This window comes from Streptacidiphilus sp. ASG 303 (assembly GCF_020991365.1).
Taxonomy (GTDB): domain Bacteria; phylum Actinomycetota; class Actinomycetes; order Streptomycetales; family Streptomycetaceae; genus Peterkaempfera.
This window is the reverse complement of the sequence record NZ_JAJLRA010000002.1, coordinates 1-17,222: the sequence shown is the minus strand read 5'-3', so window position 1 is coordinate 17,222 and position 17,222 is coordinate 1. Positions and strand designations below refer to the sequence as shown.

At 76.7% G+C, this 17,222-nt stretch carries 14 protein-coding genes; 7 read left to right on the top strand and 7 right to left on the bottom strand.

The genetic code is table 11. The annotated features are described in order from the left end of the window. Positions 1-139: 139 nt before the first annotated feature. Positions 140-1,288 (bottom strand): acyl-CoA dehydrogenase family protein, encoded by a 1,149-nt coding sequence (locus LO771_RS02840; RefSeq protein ID WP_230647975.1) that lies wholly within the window; start codon positions 1,286-1,288, stop codon positions 140-142. 175 nt (positions 1,289-1,463) lie between these two features. On the opposite strand from LO771_RS02840, the gene LO771_RS02835 reads away from it, so the two are divergent. From LO771_RS02835 to LO771_RS02825, 3 genes are all read left to right on the top strand, one after another. After that, positions 1,464-2,354: a TetR/AcrR family transcriptional regulator gene (locus tag LO771_RS02835; protein ID WP_230647974.1), complete on the top strand. Its 891-nt coding sequence runs from the start codon at positions 1,464-1,466 to the stop codon at positions 2,352-2,354. A 74-nt stretch (positions 2,355-2,428) separates the two neighbouring features. Beyond that, positions 2,429-3,556: a Vms1/Ankzf1 family peptidyl-tRNA hydrolase gene (locus tag LO771_RS02830; RefSeq protein ID WP_230647973.1), complete on the top strand. Its 1,128-nt coding sequence runs from the start codon at positions 2,429-2,431 to the stop codon at positions 3,554-3,556. 314 nt (positions 3,557-3,870) lie between these two features. Next, positions 3,871-4,935: a S1 family peptidase gene (locus LO771_RS02825; RefSeq protein WP_230647972.1), complete on the top strand. Its 1,065-nt coding sequence runs from the start codon at positions 3,871-3,873 to the stop codon at positions 4,933-4,935. A 149-nt stretch (positions 4,936-5,084) separates the two neighbouring features. Here LO771_RS02825 and LO771_RS02820 read toward each other — a convergent pair whose 3' ends face one another. Both LO771_RS02820 and LO771_RS02815 read right to left on the bottom strand, forming a co-directional pair. Continuing rightward, positions 5,085-6,515, bottom strand: coding sequence for a sugar porter family MFS transporter (locus LO771_RS02820; protein WP_230647971.1), 1,431 nt, complete (start codon positions 6,513-6,515; stop codon positions 5,085-5,087). Between the two features lie 108 nt (positions 6,516-6,623). After that, a complete protein-coding gene (locus LO771_RS02815) occupies positions 6,624-7,583 on the bottom strand; it encodes a serine hydrolase (RefSeq protein ID WP_230647970.1) in 960 nt (319 codons plus the stop codon). Between the two features lie 290 nt (positions 7,584-7,873). On the opposite strand from LO771_RS02815, the gene LO771_RS02810 reads away from it, so the two are divergent. The 4 genes from LO771_RS02810 to LO771_RS02795 all read left to right on the top strand — a co-directional run bounded on the left by LO771_RS02810 (position 7,874) and on the right by LO771_RS02795 (position 13,076). After that, positions 7,874-9,016 (top strand): CaiB/BaiF CoA-transferase family protein, encoded by a 1,143-nt coding sequence (locus LO771_RS02810; RefSeq protein WP_230647969.1) that lies wholly within the window; start codon positions 7,874-7,876, stop codon positions 9,014-9,016. A gap of 278 nt (positions 9,017-9,294) precedes the next feature. Next, entirely contained in the window at positions 9,295-11,082 is a 1,788-nt protein-coding gene (locus LO771_RS02805; RefSeq protein ID WP_230647968.1) for a diacylglycerol kinase family protein, read from the top strand. Between the two features lie 179 nt (positions 11,083-11,261). Next, positions 11,262-12,215 carry a YihY/virulence factor BrkB family protein gene (locus LO771_RS02800; RefSeq protein ID WP_230647967.1) on the top strand — a complete coding sequence of 318 codons (954 nt, stop codon included), beginning with the start codon at positions 11,262-11,264 and terminating at the stop codon, positions 12,213-12,215. A 45-nt stretch (positions 12,216-12,260) separates the two neighbouring features. Next, a complete protein-coding gene (locus LO771_RS02795; RefSeq protein WP_230647966.1) occupies positions 12,261-13,076 on the top strand; it encodes a phosphatase PAP2 family protein in 816 nt (271 codons plus the stop codon). 49 nt (positions 13,077-13,125) lie between these two features. Here LO771_RS02795 and LO771_RS02790 read toward each other — a convergent pair whose 3' ends face one another. The 4 genes from LO771_RS02790 to LO771_RS02775 all read right to left on the bottom strand — a co-directional run bounded on the left by LO771_RS02790 (position 13,126) and on the right by LO771_RS02775 (position 17,031). After that, positions 13,126-13,593 (bottom strand): DUF2809 domain-containing protein, encoded by a 468-nt coding sequence (locus LO771_RS02790; protein ID WP_230647965.1) that lies wholly within the window; start codon positions 13,591-13,593, stop codon positions 13,126-13,128. Then, positions 13,590-14,822 (bottom strand): SUKH-4 family immunity protein, encoded by a 1,233-nt coding sequence (locus LO771_RS02785; protein WP_230647964.1) that lies wholly within the window; start codon positions 14,820-14,822, stop codon positions 13,590-13,592. The genes LO771_RS02790 and LO771_RS02785 overlap by 4 nt, the downstream gene beginning before the upstream one ends. Positions 14,823-14,938: 116 nt before the next feature. Further along, positions 14,939-16,363, bottom strand: a complete 1,425-nt coding sequence (locus LO771_RS02780; RefSeq protein ID WP_230647963.1) for an MFS transporter — start codon at positions 16,361-16,363, stop codon at positions 14,939-14,941. After that, positions 16,360-17,031 carry a transcriptional regulator gene (locus LO771_RS02775; RefSeq protein WP_230647962.1) on the bottom strand — a complete coding sequence of 224 codons (672 nt, stop codon included), beginning with the start codon at positions 17,029-17,031 and terminating at the stop codon, positions 16,360-16,362. Before LO771_RS02775 ends, LO771_RS02780 begins: the two co-directional genes overlap by 4 nt. Positions 17,032-17,222: the final 191 nt, after the last annotated feature.

Sequence of the window (17,222 nt, the reverse complement as noted above, 5' to 3'; positions counted from 1 at the left end):
GCGGCCGGGCGGGCGGTGGGGACAGTCGGGGCGGGTGGCGGGGACGGGCTGTGCGGGTGGCGGGGGCGGGCTGTGCGGGTGGCGGGGGCGGGCTGTGCGGGTGGCGGAGGCGGGGGCGGGGGCGGGCTGTGCGGGTGGTTCAGAAGGCGCTGACGCCGGTGAGGGCGCGCCCGATGAGCAGCTTGTGGATCTGGCTGGTGCCCTCGTACAGGGTCATGACGCGGGCGTCGCGCAGGTACTTGCCGACCGGGTACTCGTCGATGTAGCCGTACCCGCCGAACACCTGCAGGGCGCTGTTGGCCGCCCGGACGGCCGCCTCGCTCGCGAAGAGCTTGGCGGTGGAGGACTCCACGGCGAAGGGGAGGCCCCGGTCGACCAGGTCGGCGACCCGCCACACCAGCATGCGGGAGGCGTCCAGGTCGACCGAGACGTCGGCGATCAGCTCCTGCACCAGCTGGTGGGAGGCGATCGGCCGGCCGAACTGCTCGCGCTCGCCCGCGTACCGCACCGCCGCGTCCAGGCACGCCCGGATGATGCCCACACAGCCCGCCGCGACCGACATGCGGCCCTTTGCCAGCGCCGACATGGCCACGGAGAAGCCCCGGCCCTCGGCGCCCAGCCGGGCGGAGTCGGGCACCCGCACGTCGTCGAGGGAGAGCTCGGCGGTGGCCTGGCCGCGCAGGCCGAGCTTGCCGTGCACCTCGCGGCGGCCGAAGCCCGGCAGCCCGGTGGGGACCAGGAACGCGGTCACCCCGCGGTGCCCGGCCTCCCCGGTGCGGGCGAAGACCAGCGCCACGTCGGCCCAGGTGCCGTTGGTGATGAACATCTTGGAGCCGGTGAGCAGCCAGTCGCCGCCGTCGCGCACCGCCCGGGTGGTGAGGTTGGCGGCGTCCGAGCCGGTGCCGGGCTCGGTCAGCGCGAAGCAGCCGAGCGCCCGCCCGGAGGTCAGTTCGGGCAGCCACTCCCGCTTCTGCTCCTCGGTGCCGTGGGCGGCGACCGACTTGGCGACCAGGCCGAGCGAGACGGAGACGATGCCGCGCACCGCGGAGTCGCCGCGGCCCAGCTCCTCGGTGGCCAGGCAGTAGGCCAGGTGGTCGCCGCCGGAGCCCCCGTACTCCTCGGGGATGGTCATGCCCAGGAAGCCGAGCTCGCCTAGCCTGCCGACGATCGACCGGTCCACCTGCTCGGCCCGGTCCCACTCCCGGGCGAACGGGACGATCTCGCGGTCGGCGAACTCCGCCGCCAGCCGTTGTACGGCGGCCTGCTCGTCGGAGAGTGCCAGGTCCATCGTGCTCCTCGTCCCGTAAACTAGCGGTGCAAGTTTTACGGACTCTAGCCCTGGACCGGCCGCCTGGAAAGGGGGTCGGGGGAGGGGGCCGGGGGAGAGGGGCTGCGCCCGCCGGGGCCGCTGCCACAATGAAGCCCCCGCCCCGCCCGCCGCCGGCGACGACCCAGGAGGTGCTGTGGCCCGACCGCGCCGGCCGCTCCTCAGCCACGACCGGATCGTGGCCGCCGCCCTCCGCCTGGTCGACGCCGAGGGGCTGGAGGCGCTGTCCACCCGGCGGCTCGCCGCCGAACTCGGCGTCAGCGGGCCGTCCCTGTACAACCACTTCGCCACGAAGGACGACCTGCTGGACGCGGTGGCGGACGCGGTCGTCGGCGAGGTGGACCTCTCCATGTTCGGCCCGCCCGACCCGGGCCTCCCCGACCCGGGCCCGCTCGCCGCCGCCCCGCCCGCCGTCCCGGGGCCCGCCCCCGCCCCGCCCGCCGTCCCGGGGCCCGCCCCCGCCCCGCCCGGCGCGGGCGGACCGGCCGCCGACTGGTCCGGCGCGCTGCGCGCCTGGGCCCGCTCCTACCGCGCCGCGCTGGCCGCCCACCCCCACGTCGTGCCCGTCCTCGCCCAGGGGCCCGGCCGCCGCCCGAACGCCCTGCGCCTGGCCGACGCCGTCTTCGGCGCCCTGGTCAGCGCCGGCTGGCCGCGCGCCCAGGCGACCCGGATCGGCGCCCTGATGCGCTACTTCGTCACCGGGTCCGCCCTCGGCTCCTTCGCCCGCGGCTTCCCCGACGACGCCGCGGTCTACGCCGACCGGTACCCGCACCTGGACCAGGCCCACCTGCTGGCCGAGCGGCGCCGCGAGATCGACGAGGGGGCCTTCGAGACCGGGCTGGAGGCCCTCCTCGACGGCCTCGCCCTGCGCCACCCGGCCGCCGGTCCGGCGCGCCCGGCGGGGCCCGGGGCGCCGGAGGACGCGCGGAGCGGGGGGCCCGGTGGGGATCCGGACGTCCGGGAGGACCGGGACGGCACCGGCGGGCGCCCGGAAAACGGCGGTAAGGGCGGTTTCGCCCCCTGCTGACCGGGAACCCGCAGGGCAGCCGCGGGCCACGCCCGGCGGTCCGGCAGAAACCCCGAGGTCAGGAGGAACCTGCTGTGAGACTCACCGACCTTCGCCCCCTGTACGAGCGGCCCGGCCCCTGGGCCAGCGTGTACGCCGACATCGGGGGCGACGTGGAGGACGTGCGGGCCGCCATCCAGCTGCGCGCCCGGTCCGCCCGCGAGCAGCTCCTGGAGCAGGGCGCCGACGCCCGCACCGCGCAGGCCGTGCACGACTTCATCATCGACCGCCCGAGCCCCCCCGGCCGCCGCGGCCTCGCGGTCTTCGCCGCGGGCGGCGAGGTCGTCCACAGCGAGCTGCTGCCCGAGGGCCCCACGGACACCACGGCCGACTGGGCGCCGCTGCCGCACGTGATGCCGCTGCTGGTGCAGCGCGGGGCGCGGATCCCGCACATGGTGGTCGCCGTCGACCGCGCCGGCGCCGACATCTCCGTGTGGACCGCGGACCCGGAGGGGCACGAGGTCCTGGCGGGCGGCCGCGAGGTCGAGGGCAGCACCGACCCCATCACCAAGGTCCACCCCGGCGGCCCCGGCGGCTGGTCGCAAGCCCGCTTCCAGCGGCGCGCCGAGAACACCTGGGACCGCAACGCCCGTGCGGTCGCCGCCGAGGTCGCCGAGGTCGCGGACCGGTTCGGGGTCGAGCTGATCATGACCGCCGGCGACGTCCGCGCCCGCAGGCTGCTCCAGGAGCACCTGCCCCAGCGCTGGCAGGAGCCGCTGGTCGACCTGGAGACCGGCGGCCGGGCCGTGGGGATCAGCCCCGAGCACCTGGACGCCGCCCGCCGGGCGGCCCTCGCCGAGTACGCGGCCCGCCGCCGCAGGGCCTCCGCCGACCGCCTCAGCCAGGAGCTGGGCCGCCGCGCGCTGGCCGTGCAGGGCGTGGGCCCGGTCGTCAACGCCCTCTCCGAGGGCAAGGTGCTCACGGTGCTGCTGGAGGACCACCCGGAGTCGGACACGCAGCTGTGGATCGGCCCCGAGCCGGGCCAGCTGGCCCTCTTCAGCGAGGACGCCCGGCTGATGGGCGTGGACACGCCCGAGCACGACCGGGCGGACGCCGCGATGGCGCGCGCCCTGGCGGCCACCGCCGCCGACCTGGTGGTGCTGGAGGGCGGTGAGGGGCCCCGCCCGGTCGACGGCATCGCGGCGCTGCTGCGCCACGCCTGACCTCCTCCGCACGGCCCCAGCGGCCCCGCCCGAACCGGGCGGGGCCGCTGTTTCGTGTCCGCAGCACCCTTGCCCCGCAAGGCTCCCGCCCCGGGCGGCCGCCGGTGGCCGGGGGCCGCCACTGGCCACAAGTCGCCAGAGGGCGGGGCTTGCGGCCCCCGCCGGCACGCGGGAACACTGACTGACGGCTTGACATGTACGCGGCTCGGAACCCGCTCACCCGCGGACGCCGCGTACCGGGCCACACCGCGCCCGCCGGACCGGCGGGCCCGGGCACGCCCCCGTGTCCGTCCTCAAGTCTCCAGGAGACCCGCGTGAGGATCAGTCGTACCCCCGGCCGCCGGACCGCCCTGCTCGCCACCGCCGCCGCCCTGCTCACCGGAACCGCCCTCGCCCTGCCCCAGGCGCAGGCGGCCGAGGCGAAGGCCCTCAGCCCGCAGCAGGCGTCCGCCCTCTCCGCCGCCGTCCAGCACCAGCTGGGCGACGCGCACACCGCCGGATCGTACGTCGACGGCGGCCGCCTCGTGGTCACCGTCACCGACTCCGCCTCGGCCGCGAAGGTCCGCGCCCAGGGGGCCGTCGCGAGGATGGTCGCCCGCAGCGGCGCCCAGCTCAAGGCCGCCACCGCCACCCTCGACCGCACCGCCCGCATCCCCGGCACCGCCTGGTCGGTGGACCCGGTCAGCAACCAGGTCGTCGTCTCCGCCGACTCCTCCGTCACCGGCGCGAGGCTCGCCCGCATCCAGAAGGCCGCCAAGGGCCTCGGCGCGGCCGCCCGCCTGGAGCGCGTCAACGGCAGGTTCAGCCTGCGCCTCAGCGGCGGCCAGGCCATCTACGGCGGCGGCTACCGCTGCTCGCTCGGCTTCAACGTCCGGAGCGGCTCCACGTACTACTTCCTGACGGCGGGCCACTGCGGCAACCTCACCTCGACGTGGTACTCCAACTCCTCGCAGACGAGCCAGATCGGCACCACGGCCGGCTCCAGCTTCCCCGGCAACGACTTCGCCATCGTCCGCTACACCACCACCGGCACCCCGGCGGGCAACGTCTACCTCTACAACGGGTCCTACCAGGACATCACCTCGGCGGGCACCCCGTCGGTCGGCCAGACCGTCTACCGCAGCGGCTCCACCACCGGCGTCCACAGCGGCACGGTGACGGCCCTCAACTCCACCGTCAACTACGCCGAGGGCACCGTCTCCGGCCTGATCAAGACCACGGTCTGCGCCGAGGGCGGCGACAGCGGCGGCTCCCTGTACGCGGGCACCACCGCCTACGGCCTCACCTCCGGCGGCAGCGGCAACTGCTCCTCCGGCGGCACGACCTACTTCCAGCCGGTCACCGAGGCGCTCAACTACTACGGCGTCAGCGTCTACTGACGGAACGCCCCGCAGGACCCCGCGGCGTCCTCCCGCCCCGCACCCGGGGCGGGAGGGCCCGGCGGCACCGACACCGCGGGCACCGGGCGAGCCGCACGCCCGGTGCCCGCGGCACCACGTCCGGGGCCGTGCGGCGGCCCGGCCGCGGCTCAGCCCATCTCCTCCAGGCGGCGTCCCTTGGTCTCGCGGACGAAGCGCGCCACGAAGGGGACCGACAGCGCGGCGAACACCGCGTAGACCACGTAGGTCGCCGAGAGGTTCCAGGTCGACATGCGGGGGAACGACACGGTGATCACCCAGTTGGCGATCCACTGCGCCGAGGCGGCCAGCGACAGCGCGGCCGCGCGCAGCCGGTTGGGGAACATCTCGCCGAGCATCACCCACACCACGACGCCCCACGACATGGCGAAGAAGAGCACGAAGGCGTTGGCCGCGACCAGGGCGACCGTGCCCTGCAGGTCGGGGATGGAGACCGCGTCGCCGCTGCCGCTGGCGTAGCTGAACGCCCAGGCGGCGGTGCCCAGCGAGAGCGCCATGCCGACGGAGCCGATGAGCGCGAGCGGCTTGCGGCCGATGCGGTCGACGCAGGCGATGGCGATCAGGGTGCCGACGATGTTGATGATCGAGCTCGAGAAGCTGATCAGCAGCGAGCTGCTCTGGTCGATGCCCACCGACTGCCAGAGGATCGACGAGTAGTAGAAGATCACGTTGATGCCGACCAGCTGCTGGAAGACCGAGAGCAGCACGCCGGTCCAGACGATCGGCAGCAGGCCGAAGCGGCCGCCGAGCAGGTCCTTCAGGCGCGGCTTGTGGTCGGTGGCGATCAGCTCGCGGATCTCGGCGATGCGGGCGTCGGTGTCCGCGGACCCGCCCTCGACCTCCCGCAGCACCGCGCGGGCCTCCTCGGTGCGCCCGGCGGAGACGAGGAAGCGCGGCGACTCGGGGATCACCGAGGCCAGCACGAAGTACACCACCGCGGGCACCAGGCAGGCGCCGAGCATCCACTGCCAGGCCTCCAGCCCGGCCAGCTCGCCGCGGACGTCGCTGCCCGCGGCCTTGTCGATCGCCCAGTTCACCAGCTGCGAGACGGCGATGCCGAGCACGATCGCCAGCTGCTGGAAGGAGGCCAGCCGGCCGCGGTAGGCGGACGGGGCGACCTCGGCGATGTACGCGGGGGCGATCACGGACGCGATGCCGATCGCCGCGCCGCCGAGGACCCGCCAGAAGGTGAGGTCCCAGGCCGAGAAGGGGAGCGCCGAGCCCACCGAGCTCACCGCGAAGAGGGCGGCGGCTATCTTCATGACCCGAATGCGGCCCCACCGGTCCGCGAAGCGGCCGGCGAGGGCCGCGCCGACCGCGGAGCCCAGCAGGGCGGACGCGACGATCCAGCTGACGTTGTCGCCGACGCCGAACCGGTCCTTGATCCCGGAGACGGCGCCGTTGATCACGGAGCTGTCGTAGCCGAAGAGGAATCCTCCCAGCGCGGCCGCAGCGGTGATGAACACCACATGGGCGAGGTGCTCGGTTCCTGCCGCCGACGCGGCTGTCCGGCCGGGGGCCGGGGGCTTGGTGACGCTCACGTTCTTGCTCCTGCCGGGGTTCCACACTGAACACCGCGGCGGGGGGTGGACCCCGCCGCGGCTTCAACTTACGTAGTTAACCCCTCAGAAACAAACCCGATGTGTTCACTACTTGAACGAGCCGTGGTCCGAACCGTCCGACTGCTCCGACACCCGGGCCGGCGTCCCCGCGCCCGGGTACCCGCTGGTCCTGCCGCTCGTCGTGGCGGCCGCCGCGCCCGGGTTCAGGTCGTGGTGGACCACCCGGGCTATCCGCTCGATCGTGGTGACCCCGTAGCCCATCGTCCCGTTGTCCTGCGTCAGCACCACCAGCCGGTAGCCCGGGCCCGTGGTCCGGGTGAAGGCGCCTATGCTGTGCACCCGCCAGCCGTGGGTGGCCCGCGGGAGCCAGCCGTTCTTCACGTGCACGCCGATCCCGGCCGGGGCGCCCGCGGGCGTGCCCCACCGCTGGGAGCTCACCACGTTCGCCATCTGCCGCAGGCCGTAGGCCCGCGAGGCGTCGGACAGCACCGTGTTCGCACTGTCCAGCAGGGCCAGGACGCGCAGCTCGTCCTGCGCCGTGATCCGGGTCAGGCCCCAGGCGCCCCCGGCGTCCAGCGTGGTGTGGGTCAGGCCCGCCAGCTGCAGGTACCGCTGCACCCGGGCGCGGCCCAGGCTGCGCCAGAGCGTCGTGGTGGCGTCGTTGTCGGACCTCGTGATCATCGCGGTGATGAGCGCGTCCTCCTGCGAGGACAGCTTCCGGTGCGACTCCATGGCCCGGCGCAGCACGGCCTGCATCACGATCGCCTTCACCACGCTCGCCGAGTCGTAGTGCCAGGTGTAGTGCATCCCGCACCACGTGCCCGTGGCGCGGTCCCACAGGCCCACCGAGACCGTCCCGGCCCGGCCCGCCACCGCCGCGCCGATGTCCCGGGAGAGCTGGGTCGCCAGTGCGGGGCGGCCGGTCGAGCCGCACGCCACCGGTGAGGTCGCCGCCTCGGCCGCCGAGGGCGCCGCCATCGGCAACAGCGCGAGGGCGAGCGCCGCAGGAACCGTGCGCCGCAGCGCACCTGACAGGGAGTGGGGCATGGATCTCCTCCACGGGAGGGCGGCCCGGACGGCCGCGGGCCTCCCGGAGTCTGCCGCAAGCCGCGCTCGGCGTCATCCCGCTCCGTACGCGCCCCCGGTAGCGTGACCGCGCCCCCTGCCGCACCCGCGCGCCCCCGTCCTCCACCCCGCCCGTCCTTCAGCCCCCCACCCGCCGTCCCACCCGCCGTCCCGCCCCCCGTCCGCCCTCCCGCGTCCGCCGCTCCACCTCCCCGTCCCCGCCGTCCCCGCCGTGCCCGACACCGGCCGGCCTCCCCGGAAGCGAGCCGCCCGTGCAGCCCCTCCGCGGCATCACCGTCGTCGCCCTCGAACAGGCCGTCGCCGTCCCCTTCGCCACCCGGCAGCTCGCCGACCTCGGCGCCCGCGTCATCAAGGTCGAACGCCCCGGCGGCGGCGACTTCGCCCGCGCCTACGACCGCGAGGTCCGCGGGCTGTCCGCCTACTTCGTCTGGATCAACCGCGGCAAGGAGAGCGCCGTCCTCGACCTCCGCGACGACGCCGACCGCGCCCTGCTCGACCGGATGCTGGCCCGCGCCGACGTCTTCGTCCAGAACCTCGCCCCCGGCGCCGCCGACCGCCTCGGCCTCGCCGCCGCCGGCCTGCGCGCCCGCCACCCCCGCCTGATCACCTGCTCCCTCACCGGCTACGGCACCGACGGCCCCTACCGCGACAAGAAGGCCTACGACCTGCTCGTCCAGTGCGAGGCCGGCCTGCTCTCCGTCACCGGCACCCCCGGGCACCCCGCCCGCCCCGGCATCTCCGTCGCCGACATCGCCGGCGGCATGTACGTCCACACCGGCATCCTCACCGCCCTCTACGAGCGCGAACGCACCGGCGAGGGCACCGCGCTCGAGGTCTCCCTCCTCGACGCCCTCGCCGAGTGGATGGGCCACCCCTACTACGCCCAGGCGTACGGCGGGACCCCCGTCGTCCCCAGCGGCGCCCGCCACCCGTCGATCTCCCCCTACGGCCACTACCGCACCGGCGACGGCGCGCAGGTCTTCCTCAGCGTCCAGAACGACCGCGAGTGGGTGCTGCTCTGCGAGCGCGTCCTCGGCCGGCCCGGCCTCGTCCGCGACCCGCGCTTCGCCGACAACCCGCTGCGCCGCGCCCACGACGACGAGCTCACCGCCGTCATCGAGGAGTGCCTCGCGGACCGCACCGCCGACGGCCTGGCCGCCGAACTGGACGCCGCGGGCATCGCCAACGCCCGGCTGCGCACCGTCGCCGAGCTCGCCGACCACCCGCAGCTGGCGGCCCGCGACCGCTGGCGCACCTTCGACTCCCCGGCGGGGCCGCTGCGCGGACTGCTGCCGCCCGTGAGCGTCCACGGCCGCGAGGCGCCGATGCGCCCCGTCCCCGCGCTGGGCGAGCACACCGACGCGCTGCGCGCCGAGTTCGCCCCCGGCACCTGACCCCCGGCACCTGACCCCCGGCGTCTGACCCCCGGCGTCTGACCCCCGGCGTCTGACCCCCGGCGTCTGACCCCCGGCACCCGGCACCCGGCACCCGGCACCCGGCCGGCCCCGAGGACCCGGCCCCGACCCCTGCCGCCCGGCCCCGTCCGCGGGCCGCCCCGTCCGGCCGCCGCCCGCACGGCCGGGCGGGGTCGGCGGCCGACGAAGGAGCGGGTCTGACGCCCTTTCCGGAACCCGGCAGGAATCTCCTGCCCGGCGCGGGCAAGAAGCCGACCATGCTGAAGGAGAGCGGCCCTGCCGCGAGACGGATCGGTGTGCTGCTGCTGGGGCAGGCGGCACTCATGGTGGGCCTGGGGCTCCTGCTCACCCTGGTGATGGCCCACCACCTCCCGGTGAGCGCCGAGGACAATGTCAACCGCTTCCTCGCCGCCCACCGCACCCCGACCGGGAACACGGTGACCTCGTGGTTCTCCACGATCGCCAACACGCCCGCCGTCGTGACGGGCACCGCGGTCTGCATCGCGGCGCTGCTCCTGCTGCCGCGGCTGCCCCGCTGGCGCGAGGCCGTTTTCCTCGGCGGCGCGGTCGCCGTCCAGTCCGCCGTCTTCCTGCTGGTCACCCTGTGCGTGGAGCGGCCGCGGCCCGAGGTGCACCACCTCGACGGGGCGCCGCCCACCTCCAGCTTCCCCTCGGGGCACACCGGTGCCTCCACCGCCCTCTACGGCGGACTGGCCGTCCTCGCGCTCTCCCGCCTGCGCGGCCCCTGGCGGTACGTCGCGGCCGCGGTCCTGTTCCTCGTCCCGCCCGCCGTCGCCGTCTCCCGCCTCTACCGCGGCATGCACCACCCCACCGACGTCCTCGGCGGCCTTGTCAACGGCACCTGCGCGCTCCTCGTCATGGGCCGCACCCTCCTCGCCCGCCGGTCCCCCTGGGTGCCCGGCCGCCCCGCCCCGGCCGCCGCGTCCGCGTCCGCCGCCGCGTCCACCGCGTCCGCGTCCACCGCGCCCGTGGCCGCCCCGCGCCCCCGCGCCGCGGGCCTGCGCGCCGCCGTGGTCCACAACCCCACGGTCACCTCCGACGACCTGCGCGCCCGCCTCCGCGCCGTCCTCGACCGCCACGGCTACACCGACCAGGCGTGGACGGAGACGACCGTCGACGACCCCGGCGGCGGCCCCGCCGCAGCCGCCGCCGCCTCCGGCGCCGACCTCGTCGTCGTCTGCGGCGGCGACGGCACCGTGATGGCCTGCGCCGGCGGCCTGTGCGGCACCGGCACGCCCATGGCCGTCGTGCCCTGCGGCACCGGCAACCTCCTCGCCCGCAACCTCGGCCTGCCCCTCGACCCGGTGGCCGCCCTCGACGACGCCCTCGGCGGCGAGCCCGCCCCGGTCGACCTCGGCGTGGCGAGCGGCGACGGCCTCGAGCCCACCTGCTTCACGGTCATGGCGGGCGCCGGCTTCGACGCCGCCATGGTCCGGGACGCCTCCGACCGGCTCAAGGCCCGCCTCGGCTGGGTCGCGTACCTCCTCTCCGCCGCCCGCCACCTGCGCGATCCCCGGATGCGGATCACCCTCCGGCTCGACGGCGGCCCCGTGCTGCACCGCCGCGCCCGGATGGCCGTCGTCGGCAACGTCGGCTCCCTCCAGGGCGGCCTCCCGCTGCTCCCGGACGCCCGCCACGACAGCGGACGCATGGACGTGCTGCTCCTCGACCCCCGCGGACCCGCCGGCTGGATCGCCGCCGCCGGGCACCTGGGCGCCCGCATGCTGCCCGGCCGGGACCGGACCCCCGAGCAGGCCGCCCCCACCCGGCGGGCCGCCCGCGGCGCCCTGGAGTACTTCACCGCCGCCAGGGTCGAACTCGACCTCGGCGGCCCCCAGCCCCGTGAGCTCGACGGCGACGCCGTCGCCGACGGCCGTACCCTCGTGGTCGAGGTCCGGCCCGGGGCGCTTCTGGTCCGGCTGCCCGCCGACCGCGCCGCCGGCCGGGACCGGGCGGCGGGGAGCGGGACGGCGGACCGCGCCCCCGCGGCCCGCGAGGCCGGTCCGCTGACCGCGGGCACCTGACCGCAGGTGCCCGGCCGCAGGTGCCCGGCCGCCGGCGTCCGGCCGGCCCCGGCACCCCGCCCGCCGGCCGCCCTCGGGGCGGCCGGCGGCCGCTGTCCCCGCACCGTCCGCACCGCCGCCCGCCCGCACCCCGCCGCCACCGTCCGCACCGCCCCACCGAAGGAGACAGAGGAAGACCGATGGGTACCGCCACGCGCGTCCCGCAGACCCGCGACATGCAGGGGGAGGAGCTCTCCGCCGACGACGCCTGGACCGCCCTGCGGCGCTACGGCGGCTGGAAGCTGCTGCGCGACTCCTTCCTGCGCTTCCGCTACGCCGACGGCTTCAGCCACTCCCGGGCCCTGGCCCTGCAGACCGCGCTCTCGCTCGTCCCGTTCGCGATCGCGGTGATCGGGCTCTCCAGCGTCGTGCACACCGAGGGCATCGGCCGGGTCGTCGAGCTGACCATCCGCCGCATCACCGCGGGACCCAGCCAGCAGGTCGTGGAGGACGCCCTGTCCCGCAGCCGGCGGCAGGCGGGCGACGGCAGCCAGGCCGCCCTCTGGTTCGGCCTGCTCTTCTCGGTCGTCAACGTCGCCACCGCCATGTGCCAGATCGAGCGCGGCGCCAACCGGATCTACGGCGTGGAGCGCGACCGGCCCTTCCACCTGAAGTACACCCGGGGCCTGATCATGGCCGTCGCCACCGGCCTGCCCATGGGCGTGGGCTTCGTCCTGATGGTGGCCGGGGCCGACATCGCGGCCTCCCTCACGCAGGTCTACCACCTGGACCCGGCCACGGTGGACGCCTGGAACGTGCTGCGCTGGCCGGTCGGCGTCCTGCTCGCGCTCATCGCCGGCAGCGTCGTCTTCCGCCGCTCGCCGCGCCGCGTCCAGCCCGGCTACACCTGGCTGGCCTTCGGAGCCGCCGTCCACCTCCTGCTGTGGACGCTGGCGACCTGGGGGCTCGCCCTGTACGTCGGCGCCGAGGGCTCCTTCAAGTCCGTCTACGGGCCCCTCAGCGCGTTCGTCTCGCTGCTGCTCTGGTGCTACCTGACCTCGCTCGCCCTCTTCCTGGGCCTGGCCTTCGCCGCCCAGTTGGAGGCGAGGCGGGCGGGCGTCCGCGAGCCGATCACCGAGGACCCGGGCGCCTGAGCGCGCCGGGCACTGAAACGTTCGAGAGAGGGTAGGGCGGCATCCATGGGTGTACGTGACATGGTGGGATTCCTGGACCCGGGCCGCTACGGCCCCGACCGGCGGCTGGGCATGCGGATGCTGCTCGCGGTCGCCGCCTTCGCGGTGGCGGCCGTGCCGTTCGGCCTGGTGCTGCTGCTGGTCGAGGCCCACTGGCCGCCCGCGCTCCGCCTCGACCGCGACACCGCCGAGGACCTGCACCAGCAGGCGCTGGCCCACCCCGCCCTGGTCTCCGTCCTGCGGGTCCTCACCGACATGGTCTGGGACCCGGTGACCATGCGGCTGCTCACCGTCCTCCTCGTCGTCTGGCTGCTGTTCCGCCGCGCCTGGCGGCTCGCCGCCTGGGCGGCGGTCACCGTCGCCGCGAGCGGCCTGGTCGGCCTGCTGGTCAAGACGGTCGTCGCCCGCACCCGCCCCTCGCTGCCCGACCCGGTCGCCCACGCGCCCGGCTTCTCGTTCCCCTCCGGCCACGCCATGACCGCGGCCACCTGCTGCCCGGTGCTGCTGCTGGTCCTGCTGCCGATGGTGCCCCGCCGGTGGCGCCCGCTGCCGTGGGCCCTGGCGGTCGTCTCCGTGGTCGGCGTCGGCTACACCCGGGTGGCGCTCGGCGTGCACTGGCTGAGCGACGTGGTCGGCGGCTGGCTGCTGGGCCTCGCCGTGGTCGCCGCCACCACCGCCGCCTTCGAGGCCTGGCGTACGGACGTCGGCCGCCGCCGCACCGCGCCCACCGAGGGCATCGCGCCGGAGGTGCGCTCCTCCGACCCCGAGCCGCCCGTCGGCGACTGCCCCGGGCCGCGCGACGCCCGCCGCGTCGCCGGCTGAGCGCCGCCCGCGGCCTGCCGCGTCCGTGCGGCCGGCCGGCCCGGGCGGGTCACCGTGCGGCCGGCCGGCCCGCCCGGGCCGCCGTGTGCAGGAGCCCGCAGCAGAGCGCGCCCACCGCGTACAGGGCCAGGTCGCGGGCGTCGAAGGTGGAGCCGAGGACCAGCCGGGCCGCGGTGCTGTGCTGCGACAGCCGCGCGGGCAGCCCGGTGAGCTGGAGGCACTCCACCGCCCAGCTCCACCCCAGCGCGGCGGCCGCGGCCGCCCGCGGAGCCGTCCGGGGGGCGGCCAGCACCGCCAGCGCGTACACCAGCGCCGTGTACAGGGCGGCCCCGCTGTACGCGGCGGCCGCGCCGCCCGCCGCCCGGAGCACGAGCCCGGCGGCGAGCACCGCCGCCGCCGCGGCCGCCGCCGCCCACCGCACCCGGCCGTCCCGCCCCGCCGCTCCCGGGGTCTCCTTCCCTCCGTCCGCAGCCCGTCCGTCCGCAGCCCGTCCGTCCGCCGCGCGGCCGTCCGTCATCCGGCCAGACCTCCCATGGGGCCGTCCTCGGCCAGGGACCGCCACGGCCGCGACGGCTCCGCGAAGGCCTCCGGGTCGAGGTGCTCGACCAGGCGCTCCGCCCACATCCCCAGCAGGGCGTCCGGGGCGTAGGCCCGCCAGGGCAGGGGTGCTGGTCCGCGCCTCCAGCGGCTGTTCTCGGTCCGGACCCTCCGCACGGCCCAGCAGACGTGGAGCAGGGCCGAGAGGTCCCGGTTGAGGTAGGCGTCCGGCCGGCCCTCGTCCCCGCCGACGGGCACCTCCAGCCGGCCCGTGGCGCCGTCCAGCACCACGGGCAGGTCGTCGACCCAGCCCGCGAGCAGCAGGAAGTCCCGCTGGTGCCACCGGGCGTCCGGGTCGCCGGGCTCCACGTCCTCGAAGCACTCCGGCCAGGCCTCGCCGAACGGGACGAGCCGCTCCTCCGGCTCCTGGAACAGGCCGTCCCCCAGCGGCACGCCCACCTCGGCCAGCAGGCGGCGCGTCGGCCCGTGCACGAGCCGCTCCGGCAGGTCCGCCTCCGCATAGCGGTACGGTTCGCCGAGCTCGGCGACCAGGTCCGGCGTGATCTCGTACGCCGGACCGCCCGGACCTCCGGGCCGCGCGCCCCACCGCAGGCTCCGCGCCAGGACGGCGTGCGCCCAGTGCGCGGGCGGGGCGTCCCCCGCGAACACCTCCGGGTCGATCTCCCGCATCCTCCCCAGGGCCGCCGCGGCGACCTCGTCGGCCACGGCCGGTCCGCGCCTGCCGCCGAGGGCCGCCGGGTCGGACGCGGTCCGCCACACCAGCTCGACCTCCCGCGCCAGTGCCACCAGCGTCGAGAGGTCCGACGCGAGCAGGTCCCGTCCCGGCCCTGCCGCGGTCCCGGGTCGCCGGGCGAGGTGGACGCGCCCGGTGGCGCCGTCCAGCACCACCCGGTCCAGGCCGTAGGCGGGCCTGCCCAGCCCGAGCAGCCCCTCCTCCCCGGGCGGGCCCTGCCGGGGCGGAGCACCGGGGGAGGGGGCGGCCCGGCCGGCGCCGAGGTCCGGGGCCAGCTCCAGGTCCGCGGCCCGCAGGGGCAGGCCCACCTCCGCCAGGAAGCGGCGGCTCGGCCCGTGCGCCAGGGCCGCCGGCGGCGCCGTCCGGGCCCGTCCCACCCCGTCGGCGCCGAACCACTCCCCGATCCGACCCGCCGTCAGTCCGCCTGCCCTCAGCCCGTCCGCCGCTCCGCCCATGGCGGACGACCCTACCGGTGCGCCAGCCGGCCGGAGGCCCCCTCCCGGCCTGCGGGGCCGCCCGCCCGCTGGCCGGAGGAGGCTCCGGCACCCCCGCCCCTCAGCCCGGCCGCCCCTCAGCCCGGCGTGCCGACGGCGTCGGCCACGGACCGCCCGCCGTCGGCGGCCCCGGCGGGGTCCGGCAGCCCTGCGGGCTCCTGCGGAACTGCGGGCTCCCGCGGGCCTGCGGGGGAGGGGACGGCTGCCGCCCCCGCGCCCCGCCCGCGCCGCCGGTCCATCCCGCGCCACTCCGGCCGCAGCCCGGTGAGGGTCGTGGTGAGGAGGTACGCGCCGCCGGCCGCCAGCAGGACCGGCGCCAGGCCGGCGGCGGCCACGGCCGCGCCGCCGAGGAGGCCGCCCAGGGGGATGCCGGCCCAGGCCAGCGAGTCCCCGATGGCGCCGACGCGTCCGAGCAGACGGCGCGGCACCCGTTCGAAGGCGACCGCCCCCAGGATCGGGTTGAGGAACCCCGCGCCGAAGCCGCCCGCGGCGAAGACCGCCAGGACCGCCCCCGTCGGCGCGCCCAGGGCCAGGACCAGGAACTTGGGGGCACCGGCCACCAGGAAGCCCGCGAAGAAGACGGTCCGCCGCCGCATCCGGTGCGCGACCGCCGCCGCCACCAGGCTCCCGCAGACCGCCGCGACGCCCCAGGCGCTCCCGGTGAGCCCGATGGCGGCGGGCCCGCCCCCGGACTCCTTCGCCCACACCGGGACCAGCACCGTCGTGAACCCCGCGTCCAGCAGGTTGGTGACGGCGACCATCACACTGACGGTGAGCAGCAGCCGGTCGCCGCGCAGGAAGCGCAGCCCCTCCCCGAACCGCTGCCAGTAGCCCTGCCCGGCACCGCCCTCCGCGTCCTGCGGGGAGGCGGCGGACCGGCCGGCGCCGCGCGGCAGGCCGAGGCCGACCACCACGGCGCCGAGCGCGAAGCAGGCCGCGTTCACGGCCACGCCGGCGAGCGGGCCGACGAGCGCGACCAGCGCGCCGCCCGCCGCCGGACCGACCGTGGAGGCCAGCCGCTCGGTCACCCCGGCCAGGCCGGCCGCCCGCTCCAGCGGGACCCGGCTGCGCTCGGCCGCCTCGGGCACCATGACGTGCTTGGCCAGGTCGCCGGGGCCGCGCACCGCGCCGACGGCGGCGACCAGGGCCAGCAGCGTCCCGAAGTGCAGCAGCCCCAGGGCGTGCAGCAGGGGGACGAGCGCCGCCGCGACGGCGCTGGCGGCGTCGGCCGTCCAGGAGGCCCGCCGCGGGCCGACCCGGTCCAGCAGCGGTCCGGTGAGCGCCTTGACCAGCACGTAGGGCGCCATCTCGCAGAAGGCGACCAGGCCGGTCCGGGTGGCGCTGCCGCTGGTGGCGAGGACGAACCAGGGGAGCGCGACGGCGGAGATCCGGGTGCCGGTCAGCGACACCGCCGTCGCCGTGAGGACCGCCGCCAGCGGCCGCAGCTCGCGCCGCCCGGCGGGGTCCTCCGCAGCGGGCGCCTCCGTGGCCGGTGCGCTCACGACTCCTCCTCCGCGTCCGCGCCCGCCTCGTCCGTGTCCGCCTCGTCCGTGTCCGCCCCGTCCGCGTCCGCCCCGTCCGCGTCCAGCTCGGGCAGCAGGTGGGAGACCACCGAGACCCGCTGCGCCCCGGGCGGTGCGGACGCCGCCGCCCCGGGCGTGTCCTGGCGGTAGCGGGCCACCACCGACGCCAGCTCCTCCTGCAGGGCGCAGGCCTCCTCCGGCGTCAGCCGCAGGGCCCAGTCGCTCATGTCGAAGGCCTCCTGCCAGGCGCGCGGCGCGGTCGGGAGTTCGTTCAGCGTCCGCTGCAGGCTCAGGGTGTGCGCGGCGGCGACCGACTGGAGGTACGCCAGGGTGGCCTCGGGCTCCTGCGCGGCCAGGTCGAGGTCGTCGAACCGGGTGACCCGGTGCACGGAGCGCCACCAGCGGTCCCGGGCGTTGCCGCGGCCGGTGTCCTCCTCGACGAAGCCCGCGGCGGCGAGCTGGCGCAGGTGGTAGCTGGTGGCTCCCGAGGTGAGCCCGGTCCGGTCGGCCAGCCGGGTGGCGGTCGAGGGCCCGTGCCGGCGCAGCAGGCCCAGGAGCTGCACCCGGACGGGGTGCGCCAGGGCCCGCAGTCCGCGGGCGTCCAGTACGACGTCGGTGGCGGGGTCCGGCCCGCGGCGGTCGTCCATGCGACGACCGTACAACCGCCAAGAGTTCTTTGCAAACGTTTCTTTGCGATCCACGGGAGGGGGCTTTCGCGTGAAGAGGCTCACACGCCCGTGGGGGATTACGACGCCCGGTAGGAGACCCCCGCGCCCCGTCCACGGCCCGGATAAACCTCTGTTTTCGTGCGAATCGGGTGTTTAACGATCGAAGTGGG